This is a genomic window from Pseudomonas sp. W5-36 (genome assembly GCF_046540455.1).
GTDB lineage: Bacteria > Pseudomonadota > Gammaproteobacteria > Pseudomonadales > Pseudomonadaceae > Aquipseudomonas > Aquipseudomonas graminis_B.
The window spans coordinates 45,151-63,077 of sequence record NZ_JAXCIQ010000003.1 but is presented as its reverse complement, the minus strand read 5'-3'; the positions used below and the strand labels follow the sequence as shown (position 1 = coordinate 63,077).

Genomic DNA, 17,927 nt, shown 5'->3' with positions numbered 1-17,927 from the left:
CTATCATCTCCTGGCATCAAGTACGGAACCGTTGTAATTTTTTCTAAGCTGTGCTTTGACAAGCTCATCAAAGGTTACATCATCGTAAGCTATGACTCCTGTTTTATTAGCCCCATACCATTGACTTTTGGGTATCCCAGCACTTATAAGCGCTGTTGAACTCCGGGTGTTCGCTATTACGTTGTGGCCGTCGATAATAACGTAGTCTAAAGGTACTTGGCGAGGGGTAATAGTACCTTTTTCCAAAGCGCTCGTAAGATCGGCCACGGTTATTATAGAATGCCCGGCAGCCTCAGAATAAATATCTTTTCCTTTGTCGCTAAACTCCTTGGCCGGCTTAGACATTTTTTGTGCGAATACACTGTCTTCCAATACACCTAAAACGGGATTCCCATTAGGATGTTGTTCGTCCTCTCTTTTATTTGCTTTTGGTCTTTCTGGCTGTATCGGGACACCGGCTTCTTGCTCTTTTGAGTTTATTTCTGGTCTTTGTGGCTGCTTCGAAACCCTGGGTTCTAGTTCTTTTTTAGCCAGTGGCATTGGTTCGCTTACTCGCAATTCAGGAAGTGCCAGCAAACCTTGTTCATTCCGAGCTAACCAACCAGCAACCTCTTTGTTAGTCATGTCTGCTTGAAGTTTTGCGCTGCGCGCGGCAATGCCGTCCAGACTGCCCACGACTCCAGCCTTAATCTGTCCTCTAGAGATATAAGTAACAATGGCTGTCAGCAACAGCATTACCAACTGCTCCTGACCGCTGGCAAGTTTTCTCGCTGCTGCGTCTATACGCTCGTCAACTATCCATGCGGATGCGCCTGTAGGATCAAGGCCTGCAGGTCTGACACCGTCCTCAGCGGTCCATGCGGTGACGATGCCCTCATAAATGCTTGCAAGACAAGGAGGTAGCCCTTGATAGAAATAATCGGCGATGGCTGAAAGTCCCATCCCCAACAGAATCAAGTTGCCGACTTGCGCGCCTATGCCGCCACCCACTACAGCTCCCGGTAACGCACCCGCCCCAAAGGCGAGCGATCCAGCCGCCCCACCGGCAATGGCCCCTACAGCTACGCTGCCGCCCATGATCATGGCGACCTCTTTGACCAATTGCAGCAAGGTAGGCAGGATATCGGCGATGTTAATGGATGCCCATTTGCGCGTGAGGTCTAGTTGGACAATGGGATAGGACTTGGCCATCGCCGACCTGACCGATTCGATGCGGTTTCCGCCAACACTGCCGTAGGCCAGAGTGGCCTCGTTGCTCACGCGTTGAGTGAAACCATCCCAACGACCAAGCGTGCTTTCCCAGCCCTGATCTAAAGACTGGTTTAAATGGCTGAACTTTTCCTCAAGATTACGCGCTATATCGTCCCAACTGGGAACATCGGTTAGAAAATCCATTTACTCATCCCTGCCGTCTAAAGGAGGTAGTACCCAATCTAATTCCTTTAACTGTGGTACTTCACTAAACCCAAAATCAATGCATTTCCGTCAACGCCAGCTTCAAGCCCAGCGCAACCAGCACACCACCCATCGCCCGATCAAACCAGTGACCCATCCGCGCAAAGCCCGCGCGCACCCGGGGCTGGCTGAACAGGCGTGCCACCAGGCAAAACCACGCGCCGGTCGCGAATGCCAGGTAAACCCCGTAGCCCGCCTGAACCAACATCGGCGTGTGCGGGTTGATCACGACGGTGAACAGCGACAGAAAAAACAGCGTCGCTTTCGGGTTCAGGCCGTTGGTGACGAACCCGGCCGTGAAGGCGCCCCGCGCGGTGCGCTCGCCCTTGGCGATGTCCACGGGCGCATCCGATGCGCTCGCAGGTTTTGCCCGCAGCGCTTTGATGCCGATGTAAATCAGGTACGCCGCTGCCGCCCATTTCAAGGCATTGAACAGGACGATGGACTGCGAAACGATCAAGCCAATCCCCAGCAGCGAATAGCCGACGTGCAGGAAAATCGCGGTGCCCACACCCATGGCGGTGTAGGTGCCGGCCTTGCGCCCGTGGGTCACGCTCTCGCGCACCACGACCGCAAAGTCCGGTCCGGGACTGGCGACGGCCAGCAGGTGAATCAGCGCAACGGTTAAGAATTCGGGCCAGTACATTGAAGTTCTCCAGGCGTTATGGCGAGCGGCAGGCTCTGGTAGGCTCGTCACATTACGCTTCCCACCCACCGAGCAAAAGGTACAGCTGATGCCCAGTCAACGCCGAGCAGTTTTCCTGGATCACACCTCTCTGGATCTGGGGGATCTCGACCTCGCGCCGTGGCGTGAAACCTTCAGCGAACTGGTGCTGCACGCGAGCACCACGGCCGATCAGGTGGCCGAGCGCTTGAAGGACGCCGACGTGGCCATTTCCAACAAGATCATGATTGATGCCGACACGTTCGCCGCCTGCCCGAAGTTGAAACTGGTGCTGGTGACGGCCACCGGGGTCAACAATATCGACCTCGATGCCGCGCGTAAACACGGCGTGGTGGTGAGCAATTGTCAGGGCTATGGCACGCCTTCCGTAGCTCAACACGCAATGATGTTGCTGCTGGCGATGGCCACCCGCTTGCCTGACTATCAAAAAGCGATTCAACAGGGCCAGTGGCAAAAATCGAAGCAGTTCTGCTTGCTGGACTTCCCCATCGTCGAGCTGGAAGGCAAGACACTGGGGCTACTGGGCCATGGCGAACTGGGCGGCGCCGTCGCGAAGCTGGCGGAAGCTTTCGGCATGCGCGTGCTGTCGGGTCAGATTCCCGGTCGTCCTGCCCGCCCTGATCGCGTGCCACTGAATGAGCTGCTGCCACAGGTCGACGCCCTCACCCTGCATTGCCCACTCAACGAGCACACCCGGGACATGATTGGCGCCCACGAGCTGAGCTTGCTCAAACCCAAAGCCTTCATCGTCAACACCGCTCGCGGCGGCTTGATCAACGAGCCGGCACTGGCCGATGCCCTGCGCAACGGTCATCTCGGCGGCGCGGCCACCGACGTGCTGACGGTCGAGCCACCGGTCAACGGCAATCCGCTGCTGTCGGGCGATATTCCGCGATTGATCATCACGCCCCACAGCGCCTGGGGCAGTCAGGAAGCGCGGCAGCGCATCGTCGGCCAGATCAACGAAAACGCTTTGGCGTTTTATGCAGGCGACCCCGTTCGGGTCGTGAGCTGACACGCAGCGCTTTGCAGGCCCGCCACTCCGTTGCACAGGGCACGTGCGCGGCGCGGCAGGCCTGTTAAACTTCGCCCTTTTTTTAAGGAGCCGACGATGGACCCGCGCAGTGAAGTGTTACTCCGGCAGGCCGATTTGTTTCAGGGCTCCTTGTTGCTGACCGGCCTCCCCGCCGACGACTTACTGGGCACGCTGCCCAATGCACGTGGCTGGAGCTGGCACGCTGGCGACTTCGACACCCTCGGTAGGCGGTTTCCCGAGCGCGTGCACTTCGGCACCGAAGCACCGGCCGAACCCTTTGAAGCGGCGGTGCTGTTTTTGCCCAAGGCCCGCGACCTCGCCGATTACCTCATCAACGCGCTCGCTTCGCGTCTGGCCGGACGTGAGCTGTTTCTGGTCGGTGAAAAACGCGGCGGCATTGAAGCCGCGGCCCGCCAGCTGAGCCCGTTCGGGCGCACGCGCAAGCTCGACAGCGCGCGTCATTGCCAGCTCTGGCAAGTCACCGTCGAAACGCCTCCGCCAGCCGTTGAACTCGACAGCCTGGCCAAACGTTTCGACATTGAAATCGAAGGCGGCGCGTTGAAGGTGGTGAGTCTGCCGGGCGTGTTCAGCCACGGCCGTCTGGACCGGGGTTCGGCTCTGCTGCTGGAGAACATTGATCGGCTTCCCGCTGGCCATCTGCTGGACTTCGGCTGCGGGGCGGGCGTTCTCGGCGCGGCGGTGAAACGCCGCTACCCCGAAACACGCGTAACGATGCTGGACGTCGATGCGTTCGCCACCGCCAGCAGCCGCATGACCCTGGCTGCCAATGGCCTCGAAGCCGACGTGCTGACGGGCAACGGAATCGACGCCGCGCCGCACGACCTGGACGCGATTTTGACCAATCCGCCGTTTCATACCGGCGTACATACCGACTACGCCGCGACTGAAAATCTGCTTAAAAAAGCACGCGAACATCTGAGAAAAGGTGGCGAACTGCGCTTGGTTGCCAATAGCTTCCTGCGCTATCAGCCGATCATCGAGTCGCATCTGGGGCCTTGCGCGATCATGGCCGAGGGCCAGGGTTTTCGGATTTACCGCGCGAAACGTGCGTGATAATTAGCGCTTGCCGAACACGAGACGTGTAGGCAGAATCCGCTCCGTCCTAGGGGAGTAGTCTCCCACGAGCGCCATGCTCGTCCGGCACGCATCAACATACTTGGTCCTCAGACCATGGTGCGTGCGACCCCAGATCCGCTCAGACGGATCGGTGGTTTGACAAGACCTATGACACGAACATCCTGACCCGGGGCGGGGAGGTTGTACGTGTCATAGCCGTGTTGACCCGCCCCTTAGGAAAACCCTGATGCTGGAATCCCTGTTGGTCCCCACCACCGTCGTCGCACTGGCTGAAATCGGTGACAAGACCCAACTCCTCGCGCTCGTGCTCGCCGCTCGCTTCCGCAAACCCTGGCCCATCATCGCCGGGATTGTCGCCGCCACGCTGGCCAACCACGCCGCAGCCGGTGCCGTTGGCGCATGGTTCAGCAGCTACCTTTCAGACGCCGTCCTGCACTGGATCCTGGCTGCCAGCTTCACCGCCACCGCGCTGTGGACGCTGGTTCCGGACAAGCTGGACGACGATGAAGCCAGTACCGGGCGCAAGTACGGCCCCTTCCTGACCACGCTGATCGCGTTTTTCATTGCAGAAATCGGCGACAAGACGCAGATCGCGACCGTCATGCTGGCGGCGCAGTACCCAAGCTTGTGGCTGGTGATCCTGGGCACGACGCTGGGCATGTTGCTGGCCAACGTGCCGGTAGTGCTGGCGGGGAATTTCGCTGCGGAGAAACTGCCGCTGACGCTGATTCGTCGTCTGGCAGCAGGGGCATTTTTCATTCTGGCGATCGTTGCGGTGTACAAGGCGATGCAGATCAGCGGCTGGGTGTAGGCCGATCCACGATCTAGAAAGCCAGTGGGAGACTTCCCGACATCTGGACGCCGCGCTGTCGTGCAGCAAGCTCAATCCATGTGGGAGTGAGCTTGCTCACGAAGACGGCGTTCCAGGCGCTGAGATGCAGCGAATGTCCCGACCTCTTCGCGAGCACGCTCGCTCCCCATGACACCGTGTCTGCCAGAGGGATCTGGCGCTGATCAGCCCTTCGGGGCCTGCTGACACAACGGCATCACTTTCGGGATCGCTGCCTGCAACGAGGCGATCCGGTTCGACGAGGCCGGGTGGGTGCTCATGAATTCAGGCTGCGACGCGCCGCCCTGAGCTTCCATCTTCTGCCACAGCGTGATCGCGGCGTTCGGGTTGTAACCGGCGCGAGCCGCCAGTTCGAGGCCCAGCAAGTCCGCTTCGTTTTCATTCGCGCGGCTGTTCGGCAGTGTCAGGCTGTAGTCGACCACGGTGTCGGCCAACGCCAGACTGTCCTGCCCCAACCCCAATAAGGCACCGGCGCCCTGCTTCGCCATCTGCACACCGTAGGCCTTGGACATGGCTTCACGACCGTGTTCACGCAAAGCGTGGGCGATTTCGTGGCCCATGACCGCCGCCAGTTCGTCATCGCTGAGCTTCAACGTATCGATCAGGCCGCTGTACACGATGATTTTGCCGCCCGGACCGCAGTTGGCGTTCAGCTCATCGCTTTTGATCAGGTTTACATCCCACTGCCACTGCGCCGCGTCGGGCCGCAATTTCGGCGCCTGAGCAATCAGCCGCTTGGCGATGGCCTGCACGCGCTTGCCCTCGGCGCTGCCGTTGTCGAGCACGCCTTTGGACGTGGCTTCGCTGACCGTCTGCTGATACGACTGGGCGTACATCTTGTTGACTTCGTCAGTCGACAGCATGCTGAACATGTATTGCTTGCGCTCGACACCCACCGAATCGCCGGTGGTGGTATTGACCGCCTGACAGCCGGAGATCAACAAAGCTGCCGTCACACCACAAAGAGCAAAAATCCCGCGCATTTCGTATCTCCATTGAAACAATCGCGCCATCCTAGGCAATACGCACGCCGAGCACCAGATGCCAGCCGTCTGCCATGTGAAAAGGCGCAAGAAAACCCAGGCGTGTAACAGGAAAGAAATATCCGGATCGCGACTCACCCCGGTAGAGACAGCACTACAAGGGCGTCAGGCATTCCGGGGCGTTGAGCTTCGGATCATTCACCAGATTGGCCAGAGGCCGTTCGCGCAGTTGCGTCTGCGGGGCGGCGAGCAATGATTGCAAGGTGATCAGCGGGCAGTCCGGATCAAGCCAGGCGCGCTGACCTTCCTCGTCGAGAATCAACGGTCGGCGCTGGTTCATGGCCGACTGCGTGACCACGGCAACGCTCAGGTAGGTATGGCCTTCCACGGGATAGGCTTCCCAGATCGCCGCAAAATACAGCGTCGATCCTTCGGCCGGCGTCAGCCAGAACGGCCGTTTGCGCACGCTGCCGCGCCATTCATAGAAGCCGTTGGCCGGGAGCAGGCAGCGTCGCTCCCGAAAGGCCTGCTTGAACATCGGTTGCTCGGCCACGGTTTCAGCGCGGGCGTGGGCGGGTGTGCGCGACATATCGGTCAACCAGGGCGGCGTCAGCCCCCAGCGTGCCCTCGCCACCTCCCGCCCTCGCTCGGCGTCCTCCTCGACCTCGCCCGACGTTGCCCGGACCATCAAGACAGAGGCAGCAGGAGAAATATTCCACTGCGCTTGCTGGTCGCTCGGAAATCCGGGCAAGGCCGCAAAGGCAGGCGACCAACGAAACAGCGCATAGCGTCCACACATGGGTTCAGCACAACTCTTTTTGAAAGCGAATGAGGCGTGCGCGAACCGGATTCAGCACAGCAACACATCGGGGTAGCTGTCCGGCTCGTCACCGGGCAGCGGAAAGGCGGCATTGTACTCGGTGATCAACAGACGTGCCTGCTCGGCCTGGTCGTCAGCGACCGTCAGGCCCAGTAACCCGAACGCCGGCAAATCCCCGACCGCGCCCAACAGATGACGCCCGGTGATGTGGGACTCGATGCCTTCACTGGCCAGCATGGCCTGCAGCAGCTCGCCTTCCATGAGGTGCTCGGGCTCATAAATCTTGCGCATCACTCGTTCTCGCTGCGCACGTTCAGCGACCAGTCTTCCCCATCGGTCTGCAGACTGAAGACGATCGGCCGGCAGCAGACGGGGCAATCCTCAATGTAGGTCTGATCGCCACCGGACAGATCCAGCACCGCCTCCACCGGTTCGCCACAATAAGGGCAGTCGTAATCCTGTATTTCCTGCATCGCAGTCTCCGGGCCCAGTTTTGCGTATAATCGCCGACTTGTTTGCGGGTCGAGCTTTATTCCTCAGCATCCGGGCATCAGCCTGAGTCGCCATCTTGAGCGAAGCCGCCTTGTTGCGCGGCCGCCGCCCAGGCACCACGCCTGTGGTGTCGTGACTCGCTGCTGCAACCGGACTCGACCTCCTTTACCTTAGCCGTTTCCGACAAGAGAGCATGATGGGCGAATTCGATGCCATCCGACCGTACGACGACACCGAAGTAAAAGCCGTGCTTGATCGGCTGCTGGGTGACAAGGCGTTCCTCGCGATCCTCACGCATTTCCGATTTCCGCGTCTGGCCGGCTCCCTCGGCTGGATTCTGCAGCCGGCCATCGCGCGCAAGCTGCGTCGCCAGTTCGCCGGTATCGATACCGTCGCGGCCTTGCAGGACAAGGTCGAGCATTACGTCGACCACACCATCGAACGCGCCACTGACGGTGTGACCTACACCGGCGTCGAGCAGTTCAAGTCGGGGGTGGCGTACCTGTTTCTGGCCAACCACCGCGACATCGTGATGGACCCGGCTTTTGTCAACTACGCGGTCTACCACGCGGGCCTGCCAACCCCACGCATTGCCATTGGCGACAACCTGCTGCAAAAGCCCTTCGTCAGCGACCTGATGCGCCTGAACAAGAGCTTCATCGTGCACCGCTCGATCATCGGGCGACGGGAGAAGATGGCGGCCTACCAGTTGCTGTCGGCGTACATCAATCATTCGATCCGCAATGACTGCCAGTCGATCTGGATCGCCCAGGCTGAGGGCCGCGCCAAAGACGGCGACGACCGCACCGAATCGGCCATCCTCAAGATGTTCCACATGAGCCGCAAGGACGAGCCGTTTGGCGAGGTCATTCAGTCGTTGAACCTGACGCCGGTGTCCATCAGCTATGAGTACGATCCGTGCGATCACGCCAAGGCGCGGGAGTTGTACATCCGCGCCACCACCGGCAGTTACACCAAAGTGCCGGGCGAGGACGACGTCAGCATTGCGCTGGGGATCACCGGCTACAAAGGCCGCGTGCACGTGAACTTTGCCCCGCCGATCACCGAGCTGTTCGAGGACACCAAATTGCTGGCCATCGAAATGGATCGGCAGATCCTCGGCGGCTATCGGCTGTTCCCGGTGCATTACCTGGCGTACGCGCAGTGGGCCGACGCCGAGCCGGCGCTGAAGGTGCCGAAGGCCGCTGACGTGTTTCCGGCGGACGAGCTGGACCGCGCCGAAGACGAATGGCAGCGCCGCCTCAATGGCTGCCCTGCCGAGCATCGTCCGTTTCTGATTCAGCAATACGCGATGCCGGTCCGCAACCAGTACAGAGTGAAGGCCGGGTTGCCGCTTTAAGCCCCCTTCCCTCCCCCGAATAAACGGCGCCCTCAAGGCGCCGTTTTTCGTTGTGCGCCTCCGTTGCCTTGGCGATATCAGCCTTCACAAATGTGTCACCGCTGACACATTCAAGCGTAAGACTGGCTCGCTAAGGTCGTCGCCTATCCAAACGAGTGAAGGCGTACGCTATGCGATCCAGCAAACCGGTTGCCCATGTGATGGTGTCTTCCCTGGTACTTTCGTTGCTCGCCGTGTCGGTTCAGGCAGCGAGCCGTGCGGGAGACGACACCATCAACGGTGTCGACCTGCTTTCCGGATTCGACACGCTGTGGACGACCGGTGCGACCTGGGACACGGGCACACCCACCGCCCTGGGTCAGAGTCTGCTACGGCGCAACCTGCAAATCGTGGTCGACCGCGCCAACACCCGGACACTCGCCCAGGAAACCGCCGCCTACTTCGACGACCGTCGTGACCAGAGCTATAGCGCAATCAGCGGCCTCGGCTCGTTGAGCGCTGCCTACAAAGCGGGCGCTGGAGCCTTCACGACCATCACCCAGTTCGACGACAGCAACAAAACCGTCAAATACGACGACAAAGGCAACGGCGCAGGCAGTTCGTCTTCGGCACTGGGCAAAGTCGTCGATCTGGTCAGCGCTGTGCGCAACGATGCCTCGACCACGCCCGCCAAATCCCACTATTTGTATCCGCGACCGTGGCGGCAAAGTCTCGACGGCCAGAGTCTGGCCTTTGTGGTTGCGCCCTCCCTGCGCCCGGCAGAAAGCACCACGCCAGCCAGCGACTCGGGATTCCCCAGCGGCCATACCAACGCCGCGTACCTGTCTTCATACGCCCTGGCCTACGCGATTCCCGAGCGTTTCAGCGAGTTGATGCTGCGCGCCTCGGAAATTGGCGACAACCGCATTGAGGCCGGCATGCATTCGCCGTTCGATGTGATGGGCGGGCGCATCACCGCAACCTATTTCGCCATCGATAACCTCTCCAACCCGGCCAACGCCCAACTGCGCGCCGATGCTCGCGCACAGGCACTCAGCTATTTCACGGCGCAGTGCGGCGGTGACGTCAACAACTGCATGGCGACCATCGACCCGGCGACCGATCGCACGTCTCAACACGCTCAGGACAAGGCGCTGTTCACCTCGCGCATGACCTATGGCTTCGATCCGGTGGGCCCGACCAACCTGGCCGCCGTGGTGCCGACCAATGCCGAAGTGTTGCTGGAAACCCGCTTCCCGTACCTGGACGCCACTCAGCGCCGGGAGATTCTCGCGACCACGGAGATTACGTCCGGGTACGCGGTGATCGATCAGTCAGGGGGCTACGGCCGTCTGAATCTGTACGCAGCGGGCGATGGGTATGCGGCGTTCAACTCCAACGTCACGGTCAACATGGACGCCAGCCTCGGCGGCTATAACGCCATCGACGCCTGGCGCAACGACATCAGCGGCAGCGGCGGGCTGATCAAGAACGGCAGCGGCAATCTGATCCTGACGGGCGACAACACGTACTCGGGCGGCACGGTGATCAACGGTGGCGTGCTGACCGGCCATGCCAAGGCATTCGGCAGCGGAACGATCACCGACAACGCGACGCTGGTACTCGATCAGTCGACCAACGACACCCTCGCCAACACCCTCACGGGCAACGGTGCGTTGATCAAACGGGGCGTTGGCTCGCTGAACCTGACCGGCAACAACAGCCTGTCCGGCGCAACGACGGTGCAAGCGGGTCGGCTGGCAGTCAATGGCAACCTGGGCAACTCCATCGTCAGCGTGCAGCAAGGCGCAACGTTGGGCGGCAATGGCACCGTCGGCGGCATCAATGTCGCTCAGGGCGGCGTGGTGGCACCGGGTAATTCGGTCGGGCAGCTCAACGTCAATGGTGACGTGAACCTTGCTCAGGGCTCGGTCTACCAGGTCGAATCGGACGCCAACGGCAAAGCCGACCGCATCGTCGCCAGCGGCCGTGCGACCCTCAATAACAGTACGCTGTCGCTGGTTGAGGGCGGTAACTGGGTGGCCGCAAGCCGTTACTCGATTCTCTCGGCCGCCGGCGGCGTCAGCGATGCATTTGCCAATGTGCAAACAAACTTCGCGTTTCTCACCCCGACGCTGAACTACACGGCAACCGATGTCGGACTGACGCTGGACCGCAACGCACAGACCTTCGCCAGCCTGGCGACGACCCGCAATGCAAGAGCCGTCGCGCAAGGGCTGGACAGCGCCGGGGCTGGCAACGCGCTCTGGGGTCAGGTGGTGCAGGACGACGCGTCGACCGCGCAGGCCACGTTCAAGGCGCTGTCCAATGAGCTGCATGCGTCGACCCAGTCCGCGCTGATCGAAGACAGCCGTCTGGTGCGCAACGCGGTGAACGATCGCTTGCAGCAAGCGCAGTCGGCACCGGCACTTCGCGGCACGACGCAGACCCTCGCCGGAGATGATTCCCGTGGCGTGGTGTGGACTCAGGCCATCGGCGCGACCGGCAAAATCGACAGCACCGGTGACGTTTCGGGCCTCGATACGCACACCAGCGGCTTGTTGTTCGGCGCTGACGTGCCGCTCGACGAGACCTGGCGCGTGGGTGCGCTGGCCGGTTTCAGCAACAGCAGCTTCGACCTGCGCCATGCCTCCGGTTCCACTGACAGCGACAACTACCATCTGGGCGTCTATGCGGGCGCCAAGTGGGGCCAACTGGGCCTGCGCCTCGGCGCGGTTCGCACTTGGCACGAGCTGACGGCCAAGCGCACGCTGGACTTGCCGGGTGCTTCCGAGCGTTTCAAGGAAGATTACAACGCAGCGACCAATCAGGTGTTTGGCGAACTGGGTTACGCCATCGAGCTGGGCAACGCGCAGGTTGAACCCTTCGCCAACCTCGCCCATGTGCGACTGGACACGGACTCCTTCGATGAGAACAGCAGCGCGATCAGACTGGAGAACAAGTCTCAGGACAACAACATTACCTTCAGCACCCTCGGCCTGCGTGCCGCCACGCGGTTGAACGCTGGCACCGTCGCGATCAAGCCCAACGCGACACTGGGCTGGCGTCGAGCCTACGGCGACGTGACGCCAGAAAGCCGTGCGGCCTTCAGCGGCGGCGACACTTTCGAACTCTCCGGCGCACCGATTGCCCGCAGCGCAGCGGTCCTTGGTGCAGGTGTCGATCTGGGCTTGAGCGACACGCTGAGTGTCGGGCTAAGCTACAACGGACAGGTGAGCAACGATGCGTCGGATCAGACGTTGAATGCGCGGGTGACGCTGGCTTTTTAAGCGATCAAAGCTTGGTGCTCACCCACGACAGCAACAGCGCGAACGCCAGGCACGCCGTGCCGAACCGATAGCTCAGGCGGATCATGCGCAAGGTGGGCACATCCATCAGGTGCATGGGCTCGTCGATCGGGGCTTGCTCGGTGAGGTGGTGCAAGTGGGCCATCTCTCGCTGCTCGCGAGTGCGGGTGGTATGGAGCAGCCAGATGCCGGGGCCCGCAGCGAGCAAGGCGCAGAGGTTGATGGCGATGCCGGGGGCGTGATGGATAAGCGACATGGTGCCTCGATGGCGCCTGGTTCTTGGGCGCCGCAGACTCGGTTTGGATCTGCCGCTCACACTAATCGCTGTCACCTTAACGTCACCTGAACCGGGCACTGTGTGGGACCTCAAACCGACCCACCGCCACGGAGAGCGTCATGCTGCACGCCCACAACCAGGACCGCCTTTACCTCATCGCCCCCAGCGACGAACAGGAAGCATTGATCGACGCGCTGGCGTTCAACGTCCAGGACAGGCACTGGCTGGTGTATTGCGCCCTCGGCGGCCATGCGCACAACGACCTGCCGGAAGTGGATCTGCAAACCGGTTTCAGTTTTCTGGATTTCTATCAGGCGGCTTGAATGCGCCGCGATGAAGATCCCGAGTGCCCTCCCGCTGAATGAACAAAAGCCCCGGCTTCTCGCGAAACCGGGGCTTTTTGTTTATCAGCATCAGGCGTTGAGCTTATTGGCCGAGGGTGCGGCCAATCGTCTGATCCTGGAACAGGCGAGTCAGGGCGTCGCTGAGCACGTCGCTGATCAGCTTGGTGTTGGTCTCTTCGTTTGGCGCCATGCCGAAACGTTGATCCATCGAAGCCGCATAACGGCCGCTGTAGTTACGACCGCCATTCTGAACGTCAGCGCGGAACGTGGAACTGATGTTGGCTTCGGTGACGTACAGGCCTTCTTTCGGCGACTGATACTTCAGGTCAGCCAGGGTGACGGTCAACTGCGGACCACTGCCGTTCGGCACGGGCGTGAATCCGAGCAACCGCACACCTGCTTCAGCCTGAGCCTGCAACCTTGGCAGCAACTGCTGACCGTTGACAGTGATCGAACTGGTTTCCGGGTACAGGCCACCACGGGTGCCCAGCTGCTGCGACTGACGACCGTCAACCACGCGCACGACCACTTGCTGGCCGTGACCGACCGGAGCCAGTTGAGCGTTCAGCTTGGGTTCCGGGGTGAGGGATTGCGGGCTGTGGGCACAGCCAGCCAGGGTCAGACTGCCAGCGGCAAGCAAACCGAACAGAACGCGACGCAACATGCTCATTTCTCCATGGGCCAAGGCACAAAATGTGCCGCAGTATAGCGACCTCCCAAGGCCGCTCACTAGGGTAAACATACGACAAAGTGCCATTGCAGCGGTTCCGGCCAGGCAGGAATGCTCCCGCGGTCAAAATGAACACAATTGCGCAATCGCAACGTCACAGCGGTGTCATGCCTGGCGGCCATACTTTTTTCAACTCTCCAGCAAGGAGTCCTGCCATGGACTTTCTTTGGTCGTTGTTCTCGCTGCGCCGCCGTCATCGCCACTATGCACGTCTGGACACCCACGGCATCTGCCTGGCGTTCAAGCACTGCGCCGAAACGCCTTGCGGTCAGGGCTGGGTCGAGGTCCACGAGGCAAACCTGTGCTGGCTGCAGCGCCCGCTTCCTGCGAGCGCCCGCGTGACTTCCCGGTCACGTGCGATTACCGCCCGGCATATGCTCAGCATCTGACCAAAAGCCGAATAAAAGTCATTTTTCCTGGATCATTTCTGCCCGTTTCATCGCTATAATCTTCCCCCGATTATAAGGACGTCTCCTGATCGGGCCTCGCAGCATCGTCGATAACCACTATCGACTCCTCCGTACCGCCCACAGAGAGCCTTCCACACAGACATGTGCAGCCCGATGTGGCCGCGGCGCAGACGCCGGATCGTCGATCCATTCGATCGTCCTGCGCCAGTCCTTGCCTCACATCGCGTATGAACCTGATCTGCCAGAGCTGCCATCGCGCAGCCCTTTTTGAGGTTCGCGTCTCCAAAAGAGCGTGAAAAAAACGGGTTTTCACAACTTCACAAGAGTGTGGCAAGCAAATGAATAGTTTCGCGTTTGTAAATGCACCGTTAGCGTCTGACCCAGCCCCCTTGCAAAGGACCGACCGCAACGCAGTCTCCGTCAAAAGAGCCTGAAGCCTGTCCGCTACGGATTTGGTTGCACAACCGGACGCCTTGACGATAGTCGAATGGCTGCACGGGCCGAAAAATGCGTTCATGCTTGCCTCATAAAAGCATCAACCAGGCTCGTTCGGTGGCGTCCGCTGAAGATGCAAAAAATTGCGAAGAATCGGACATGGCGATCCCGGCCAGGTTGAACGAGGCACTGCGCGAACACCGCGCCGCCCGAACCTGGCGACTGACCACGGGAACGCATGCCGTCAATTTGGTGCTGCAGATTTTGGAGACGCGTTAATGGCGTATAACGAAGCAGTCGACGTAGTGCTGGTCGGGGCAGGCATCATGAGTGCCACCCTCGCCGTACTGCTCAAAGAGCTGGACCCGAACCTCAAGGTTGAAGTCGTCGAGCTGATGGATTCCGGTGCTGCAGAGAGCTCCAACCCCTGGAACAACGCAGGCACCGGCCACGCCGGGCTGTGCGAGCTGAATTACACGCCGGAAGCGGCCGATGGCTCGATCGATACCAAAAAAGCGATTCACATCAACACCCAGTTCGAGGTCTCGAAACAGTTCTGGGCCTACCTGGCCCGCAAAGGCACGTTCGGCTCTTCGCGCTCGTTCATCACGCCGGTTCCGCACCTGAGCTTCGTGCAGGGCGAAAAAGGCATGGCGTACCTGAAAAAGCGTTACGAAGCGCTGCGTACCCACCACGCCTTCTCCTCCATGGAATACACCGAAGACAAAGCCAGACTGGCCGAGTGGATGCCGCTGATGATGCCTGGCCGTCCTGCCGATGAGCCTATCGCAGCGACCCGGGTCATGCACGGAACCGACGTCAACTTCGGCAACCTGACCAACCTGCTGCTCAAGCATTTGGCCAGCGCACCCGATGCGCAGGTCAAATACTGCAAACGGGTTACCGATCTGAGCCGCAAGGGCGACGGCTGGACCGTCACCATCAAAGACGTGAACAACGGCAGCACCCGTGACATCGACGCCAAATTCGTGTTTCTGGGCGCGGGCGGTGCAGCGCTGCCATTGCTGCAGATGTCCGGCATCGAGGAAGGCAAGGGTTTTGGCGGCTTCCCGGTGAGCGGCCAGTGGCTGCGCTGCGACAACCCTGAAGTGGTCAAGCGCCACCAGGCCAAGGTGTACAGCCAGGCGGCGGTGGGTTCGCCGCCGATGTCGGTGCCGCACCTGGACACCCGCGTCGTTGACGGCAAGACCTCCCTGCTGTTCGGCCCGTACGCCGGTTTTACCACCAAGTTCCTCAAGCACGGTTCGCTCATGGACCTGCCGCTGTCGATCCGCGCGGCCAACATCGCGCCGATGCTGGCGGTGGCCCGCGACAACATGGACCTGACCAAATACCTGATTAGCGAAGTGCGGCAGTCGATGGAGCAGCGGCTCGATGCACTGCGCCGTTTCTACCCGGAAGCCAAAGCCGAAGACTGGCGTCTGGAAGTGGCCGGCCAGCGCGTACAGATCATCAAGAAAGACCCGAAAAAAGGCGGCGTCTTGCAGTTCGGTACCGAGTTGGTGTCGGCGAAGGACGGTTCCCTCGCCGCACTGCTGGGCGCCTCGCCAGGCGCTTCAGTGACCGTCTCGATCATGCTGGATCTGATCGAGCGCTGCTTCCCGGACAAAGCCCGTACCGAGTGGGCCGCCAAGCTGAACGAGATCTTCCCGGCGCGGGAAAAGGCACTGGAAACCGATGCGCAGCTTTATCAGCGCGTCAGTGCCCAGAGCGACGCCAGCCTGGATCTGGCGCAGAACAGCGCAGCGGCAACGTTCGCCTGATCGCTGGCCTGCTCTAAGAAAGCTGTAAAACAAAACCCCGCCACATCAGGCGGGGTTTTGTTTTTTGCATTAGGCCGGATTGGCTGTAGCCGCAAAGCAATTTTGCGGCTTGAACATCACTTCATCACGAATCTGACGGAATACGCCTGCATCGAGTTCGTGCCTTTGATCACCGAGGCAATGCACTCGGCTGGGACCTTCCCGATTGATGTGCCCGTTGCAGATTTCTCCGGCGCTGGCGTGATCGAGACCCAACTGAACGTCACTGAGTGGGCCGCCCTGAACTCACAGACTTTGCCCTCCCCGCTCACGCGGAAGCTCGCTGCATCATTGCGCGGATTCTTCAGCGGGATGGACACAGACGCGGTGGGTGCGTCAGCCGAAAAGCCATAGCCGGTGTAATCGGCATTGGCCGACGCCCAACTGGCCCATACCAGCGCGAGGTCGGTGCCAGACTGATTCCACATTTCGATGTTGAGCTGGATTTTGCTGGGATAAGCCGCCTGAGCGGATACTGCCGCAACCATCATGGTGATGACGGCGATGCTGCGAGTGACGTAATTCCCTATCGTTTGCATGTCATGAATTCCCTTTCCAATCATTAAGGCGAGCGTCCTGCTCGCGTCCTTGTGAACGGTGTCACAGGTCTGATTATGGTTTGACGCACGGCTTTCGGTAGTCGCAAACGCCGAAGGCTGCGGTAGGAAGGGTCTTTCGATTACGTAGTGACGGGGTGGAAGCACGAGCCTGCTGAATAACCGGAGGGGAGCATTGGGCGCCGGAGGATGGCGCCCGGGAATTGCATGATTCAGCCTTTAGCGTTCTTGATCAGCTCAATGTATTCCTCGGCGTTGCGTTGATCCTTGATCAGCGTAACGAAGTCATCGCCGTGCTCGTCTTTGCCGTCGAGGTCGTAACCGGCTTCCTTGAAGAACGTCAGAAAACGCCCGAAGTCGTCGACGCGCAGGCCACGGTAGGCCTTGATCAGCTTGTGCAGCGAAGGCGAAGTGGCGTCGACCGGTTCGAAATCGAGGAACAGCTTGATCTGGGCGTCGCCGATTTCATCGCCAATCACCTGCTTCTTATCTTTACGCATTGCTGACTCCAACTGACTTGCGGGACATATCACGGGCGGGCAGTTTACCCCCCGCCCGGCCGCGGGCTCAACGCGCGCGTACGCTGCCGGTGTGCAGGTCAGCCCAGACGTGACCGTTGGCATAGCTGAGGAACTGGCAGTAGACCTTTTCGTTACGCAGCAAATCCACGAGCACGCGGTATTGCGTTGCCGGGTAATACAGCGTCAGCGTGCGCGAAGGTTCGTCGTAGGTCGGTTTTTTCAGGCTTTTGCTTTCGCCGTCGAAGTGGATCAGCACGTCGGCAATGGTCGCCCCCTTGTTCATGGGTTTGCCTTTGAGGCGCAGGATCAGCGGTGAAGTGACCGGGATCGGCTGCTGATTCGACTGCCGCTGGCTGCCGACCACCACCGAATACTCGGTGATCTGCAGCAATTGCTGCTGCTCGGGTTCGCCCTCGCGCACGGACAACTCGTCCGGCGGCAGGTATTGCGCGTGCATGGGTTCAGAGAAGGCGGGGAGTGGCAGCGCCAACAGCAACATAAACGCAGCGGTACTTCGAAACGATAACGTCATGGGCGCCTCCCGAAAAAGTGGGGGGCACTCTAGCATGTGCCGCGCATTGACCCGGACACCTGTAGGAGCGTGGCTTGTCCCGCGATCTGCCGGGAACCGGCAGCAGACCAGACGATTGATGGCATCAGCAAATGCGCCACGGCCTTCACGACGACTGCGTCGCCGATCGCGGGACAAGCCACGCTCCTACAACAGCTCTCCGGTATTCACCAGAATCTTCGGCAGACACAGA

General features: G+C 60.4%; 19 protein-coding genes and 1 riboswitch. Of the genes, 8 read left to right on the top strand and 11 right to left on the bottom strand.

Features of this window, described 5'->3' with window-relative positions; genetic code table 11:
• Positions 1–3: 3 nt before the first annotated feature.
• Together SLW74_RS06175 and SLW74_RS06170 are read right to left on the bottom strand one after the other, a co-directional pair.
• Positions 4–1,395, bottom strand: a complete 1,392-nt coding sequence (locus tag SLW74_RS06175; RefSeq protein ID WP_410928391.1) for a DUF6861 domain-containing protein — start codon at positions 1,393–1,395, stop codon at positions 4–6.
• Between the two features lie 76 nt (positions 1,396–1,471).
• Positions 1,472–2,101, bottom strand: a complete 630-nt coding sequence (locus tag SLW74_RS06170; protein WP_122536168.1) for a LysE family translocator — start codon at positions 2,099–2,101, stop codon at positions 1,472–1,474.
• Between the two features lie 88 nt (positions 2,102–2,189).
• On the opposite strand from SLW74_RS06170, the gene SLW74_RS06165 reads away from it, so the two are divergent.
• The 3 genes from SLW74_RS06165 to SLW74_RS06155 all read left to right on the top strand — a co-directional run bounded on the left by SLW74_RS06165 (position 2,190) and on the right by SLW74_RS06155 (position 5,085).
• The gene (locus tag SLW74_RS06165) at positions 2,190–3,155 is read left to right on the top strand and encodes a 2-hydroxyacid dehydrogenase (protein ID WP_410928390.1); all 966 of its coding nucleotides are present in this window, start codon (positions 2,190–2,192) and stop codon (positions 3,153–3,155) included.
• Positions 3,156–3,251: 96 nt separating this feature from the next.
• On the top strand, positions 3,252–4,250 hold the full coding sequence (locus SLW74_RS06160) for a methyltransferase (protein WP_410928389.1): 999 nt from the start codon (positions 3,252–3,254) through the stop codon (positions 4,248–4,250).
• A 40-nt stretch (positions 4,251–4,290) separates the two neighbouring features.
• Positions 4,291–4,410: riboswitch (yybP-ykoY riboswitch) on the top strand.
• A 90-nt stretch (positions 4,411–4,500) separates the two neighbouring features.
• The gene (locus tag SLW74_RS06155) at positions 4,501–5,085 is read left to right on the top strand and encodes a TMEM165/GDT1 family protein (protein ID WP_065991811.1); all 585 of its coding nucleotides are present in this window, start codon (positions 4,501–4,503) and stop codon (positions 5,083–5,085) included.
• A 203-nt stretch (positions 5,086–5,288) separates the two neighbouring features.
• Here the strand turns inward: SLW74_RS06155 and SLW74_RS06150 are convergent, their stop codons facing one another.
• From SLW74_RS06150 to SLW74_RS06135, 4 genes are all read right to left on the bottom strand, one after another.
• A complete protein-coding gene (locus tag SLW74_RS06150) occupies positions 5,289–6,107 on the bottom strand; it encodes a M48 family metallopeptidase (protein WP_410928388.1) in 819 nt (272 codons plus the stop codon).
• 154 nt (positions 6,108–6,261) lie between these two features.
• A complete protein-coding gene (locus tag SLW74_RS06145; RefSeq protein WP_065991809.1) occupies positions 6,262–6,906 on the bottom strand; it encodes an SOS response-associated peptidase in 645 nt (214 codons plus the stop codon).
• Between the two features lie 51 nt (positions 6,907–6,957).
• Complete coding sequence (locus tag SLW74_RS06140; protein WP_065991808.1) at positions 6,958–7,218, bottom strand: DUF2007 domain-containing protein; 261 nt, start codon at positions 7,216–7,218, stop codon at positions 6,958–6,960.
• On the bottom strand, positions 7,218–7,400 hold the full coding sequence (locus SLW74_RS06135; RefSeq protein ID WP_065991807.1) for a CPXCG motif-containing cysteine-rich protein: 183 nt from the start codon (positions 7,398–7,400) through the stop codon (positions 7,218–7,220). The genes SLW74_RS06140 and SLW74_RS06135 overlap by 1 nt, the downstream gene beginning before the upstream one ends.
• Positions 7,401–7,615: 215 nt before the next feature.
• Here SLW74_RS06135 and SLW74_RS06130 point away from each other — a divergent pair, with 215 nt between their 5' ends.
• Together SLW74_RS06130 and SLW74_RS06125 are read left to right on the top strand one after the other, a co-directional pair.
• Positions 7,616–8,779 carry a 1-acyl-sn-glycerol-3-phosphate acyltransferase gene (locus tag SLW74_RS06130; protein ID WP_410928387.1) on the top strand — a complete coding sequence of 388 codons (1,164 nt, stop codon included), beginning with the start codon at positions 7,616–7,618 and terminating at the stop codon, positions 8,777–8,779.
• Between the two features lie 170 nt (positions 8,780–8,949).
• Complete coding sequence (locus tag SLW74_RS06125) at positions 8,950–12,048, top strand: autotransporter domain-containing protein (protein ID WP_410928386.1); 3,099 nt, start codon at positions 8,950–8,952, stop codon at positions 12,046–12,048.
• Between the two features lie 4 nt (positions 12,049–12,052).
• Here SLW74_RS06125 and SLW74_RS06120 read toward each other — a convergent pair whose 3' ends face one another.
• On the bottom strand, positions 12,053–12,322 hold the full coding sequence (locus SLW74_RS06120; protein ID WP_065991804.1) for a hypothetical protein: 270 nt from the start codon (positions 12,320–12,322) through the stop codon (positions 12,053–12,055).
• Between the two features lie 140 nt (positions 12,323–12,462).
• Between SLW74_RS06120 and SLW74_RS06115 the strand changes: the two genes are divergently transcribed.
• The gene (locus tag SLW74_RS06115; RefSeq protein WP_065991803.1) at positions 12,463–12,666 is read left to right on the top strand and encodes a hypothetical protein; all 204 of its coding nucleotides are present in this window, start codon (positions 12,463–12,465) and stop codon (positions 12,664–12,666) included.
• A 103-nt stretch (positions 12,667–12,769) separates the two neighbouring features.
• On the opposite strand, the gene SLW74_RS06110 is transcribed toward SLW74_RS06115, so the two are convergent.
• Positions 12,770–13,351 carry a YajG family lipoprotein gene (locus SLW74_RS06110; protein ID WP_065991802.1) on the bottom strand — a complete coding sequence of 194 codons (582 nt, stop codon included), beginning with the start codon at positions 13,349–13,351 and terminating at the stop codon, positions 12,770–12,772.
• 221 nt (positions 13,352–13,572) lie between these two features.
• Here SLW74_RS06110 and SLW74_RS06105 point away from each other — a divergent pair, with 221 nt between their 5' ends.
• Both SLW74_RS06105 and mqo read left to right on the top strand, forming a co-directional pair.
• Positions 13,573–13,806 (top strand): hypothetical protein, encoded by a 234-nt coding sequence (locus SLW74_RS06105; RefSeq protein WP_065991801.1) that lies wholly within the window; start codon positions 13,573–13,575, stop codon positions 13,804–13,806.
• 734 nt (positions 13,807–14,540) lie between these two features.
• Entirely contained in the window at positions 14,541–16,046 is a 1,506-nt protein-coding gene (gene mqo / locus SLW74_RS06100; RefSeq protein WP_410928385.1) for a malate dehydrogenase (quinone), read from the top strand.
• Between the two features lie 116 nt (positions 16,047–16,162).
• Here the strand turns inward: mqo and SLW74_RS06095 are convergent, their stop codons facing one another.
• The 3 genes from SLW74_RS06095 to SLW74_RS06085 all read right to left on the bottom strand — a co-directional run bounded on the left by SLW74_RS06095 (position 16,163) and on the right by SLW74_RS06085 (position 17,695).
• Positions 16,163–16,624: a hypothetical protein gene (locus tag SLW74_RS06095; RefSeq protein WP_410928384.1), complete on the bottom strand. Its 462-nt coding sequence runs from the start codon at positions 16,622–16,624 to the stop codon at positions 16,163–16,165.
• A gap of 230 nt (positions 16,625–16,854) precedes the next feature.
• Positions 16,855–17,142 carry a PA4642 family protein gene (locus SLW74_RS06090; protein WP_065991796.1) on the bottom strand — a complete coding sequence of 96 codons (288 nt, stop codon included), beginning with the start codon at positions 17,140–17,142 and terminating at the stop codon, positions 16,855–16,857.
• Between the two features lie 67 nt (positions 17,143–17,209).
• Positions 17,210–17,695: a hypothetical protein gene (locus SLW74_RS06085; RefSeq protein WP_410928383.1), complete on the bottom strand. Its 486-nt coding sequence runs from the start codon at positions 17,693–17,695 to the stop codon at positions 17,210–17,212.
• Positions 17,696–17,927 lie beyond the last annotated feature (232 nt).

What these genes read in the sequence shown, in the direction of transcription:
- SLW74_RS06130 (WP_410928387.1), top strand. Translation starts at nt 7,616, where the DNA reads ATGGGCGAATTCGATGCCATCCGACCGTACGACGACACCGAAGTAAAA.
- SLW74_RS06165 (WP_410928390.1), top strand. Translation starts at nt 2,190, where the DNA reads ATGCCCAGTCAACGCCGAGCAGTTTTCCTGGATCACACCTCTCTGGAT.
- SLW74_RS06085 (WP_410928383.1), bottom strand. Translation starts at nt 17,695, where the DNA reads ATGACGTTATCGTTTCGAAGTACCGCTGCGTTTATGTTGCTGTTGGCG.
- SLW74_RS06175 (WP_410928391.1), bottom strand. Translation starts at nt 1,395, where the DNA reads ATGGATTTTCTAACCGATGTTCCCAGTTGGGACGATATAGCGCGTAAT.
- SLW74_RS06150 (WP_410928388.1), bottom strand. Translation starts at nt 6,107, where the DNA reads ATGCGCGGGATTTTTGCTCTTTGTGGTGTGACGGCAGCTTTGTTGATC.
- SLW74_RS06155 (WP_065991811.1), top strand. Translation starts at nt 4,501, where the DNA reads ATGCTGGAATCCCTGTTGGTCCCCACCACCGTCGTCGCACTGGCTGAA.
- SLW74_RS06120 (WP_065991804.1), bottom strand. Translation starts at nt 12,322, where the DNA reads ATGTCGCTTATCCATCACGCCCCCGGCATCGCCATCAACCTCTGCGCC.
- SLW74_RS06140 (WP_065991808.1), bottom strand. Translation starts at nt 7,218, where the DNA reads ATGCGCAAGATTTATGAGCCCGAGCACCTCATGGAAGGCGAGCTGCTG.
- SLW74_RS06145 (WP_065991809.1), bottom strand. Translation starts at nt 6,906, where the DNA reads ATGTGTGGACGCTATGCGCTGTTTCGTTGGTCGCCTGCCTTTGCGGCC.
- SLW74_RS06160 (WP_410928389.1), top strand. Translation starts at nt 3,252, where the DNA reads ATGGACCCGCGCAGTGAAGTGTTACTCCGGCAGGCCGATTTGTTTCAG.
- SLW74_RS06110 (WP_065991802.1), bottom strand. Translation starts at nt 13,351, where the DNA reads ATGTTGCGTCGCGTTCTGTTCGGTTTGCTTGCCGCTGGCAGTCTGACC.
- SLW74_RS06170 (WP_122536168.1), bottom strand. Translation starts at nt 2,101, where the DNA reads ATGTACTGGCCCGAATTCTTAACCGTTGCGCTGATTCACCTGCTGGCC.
- SLW74_RS06115 (WP_065991803.1), top strand. Translation starts at nt 12,463, where the DNA reads ATGCTGCACGCCCACAACCAGGACCGCCTTTACCTCATCGCCCCCAGC.
- SLW74_RS06125 (WP_410928386.1), top strand. Translation starts at nt 8,950, where the DNA reads ATGCGATCCAGCAAACCGGTTGCCCATGTGATGGTGTCTTCCCTGGTA.
- mqo (WP_410928385.1), top strand. Translation starts at nt 14,541, where the DNA reads ATGGCGTATAACGAAGCAGTCGACGTAGTGCTGGTCGGGGCAGGCATC.
- SLW74_RS06095 (WP_410928384.1), bottom strand. Translation starts at nt 16,624, where the DNA reads ATGCAAACGATAGGGAATTACGTCACTCGCAGCATCGCCGTCATCACC.
- SLW74_RS06135 (WP_065991807.1), bottom strand. Translation starts at nt 7,400, where the DNA reads ATGCAGGAAATACAGGATTACGACTGCCCTTATTGTGGCGAACCGGTG.
- SLW74_RS06105 (WP_065991801.1), top strand. Translation starts at nt 13,573, where the DNA reads ATGGACTTTCTTTGGTCGTTGTTCTCGCTGCGCCGCCGTCATCGCCAC.
- SLW74_RS06090 (WP_065991796.1), bottom strand. Translation starts at nt 17,142, where the DNA reads ATGCGTAAAGATAAGAAGCAGGTGATTGGCGATGAAATCGGCGACGCC.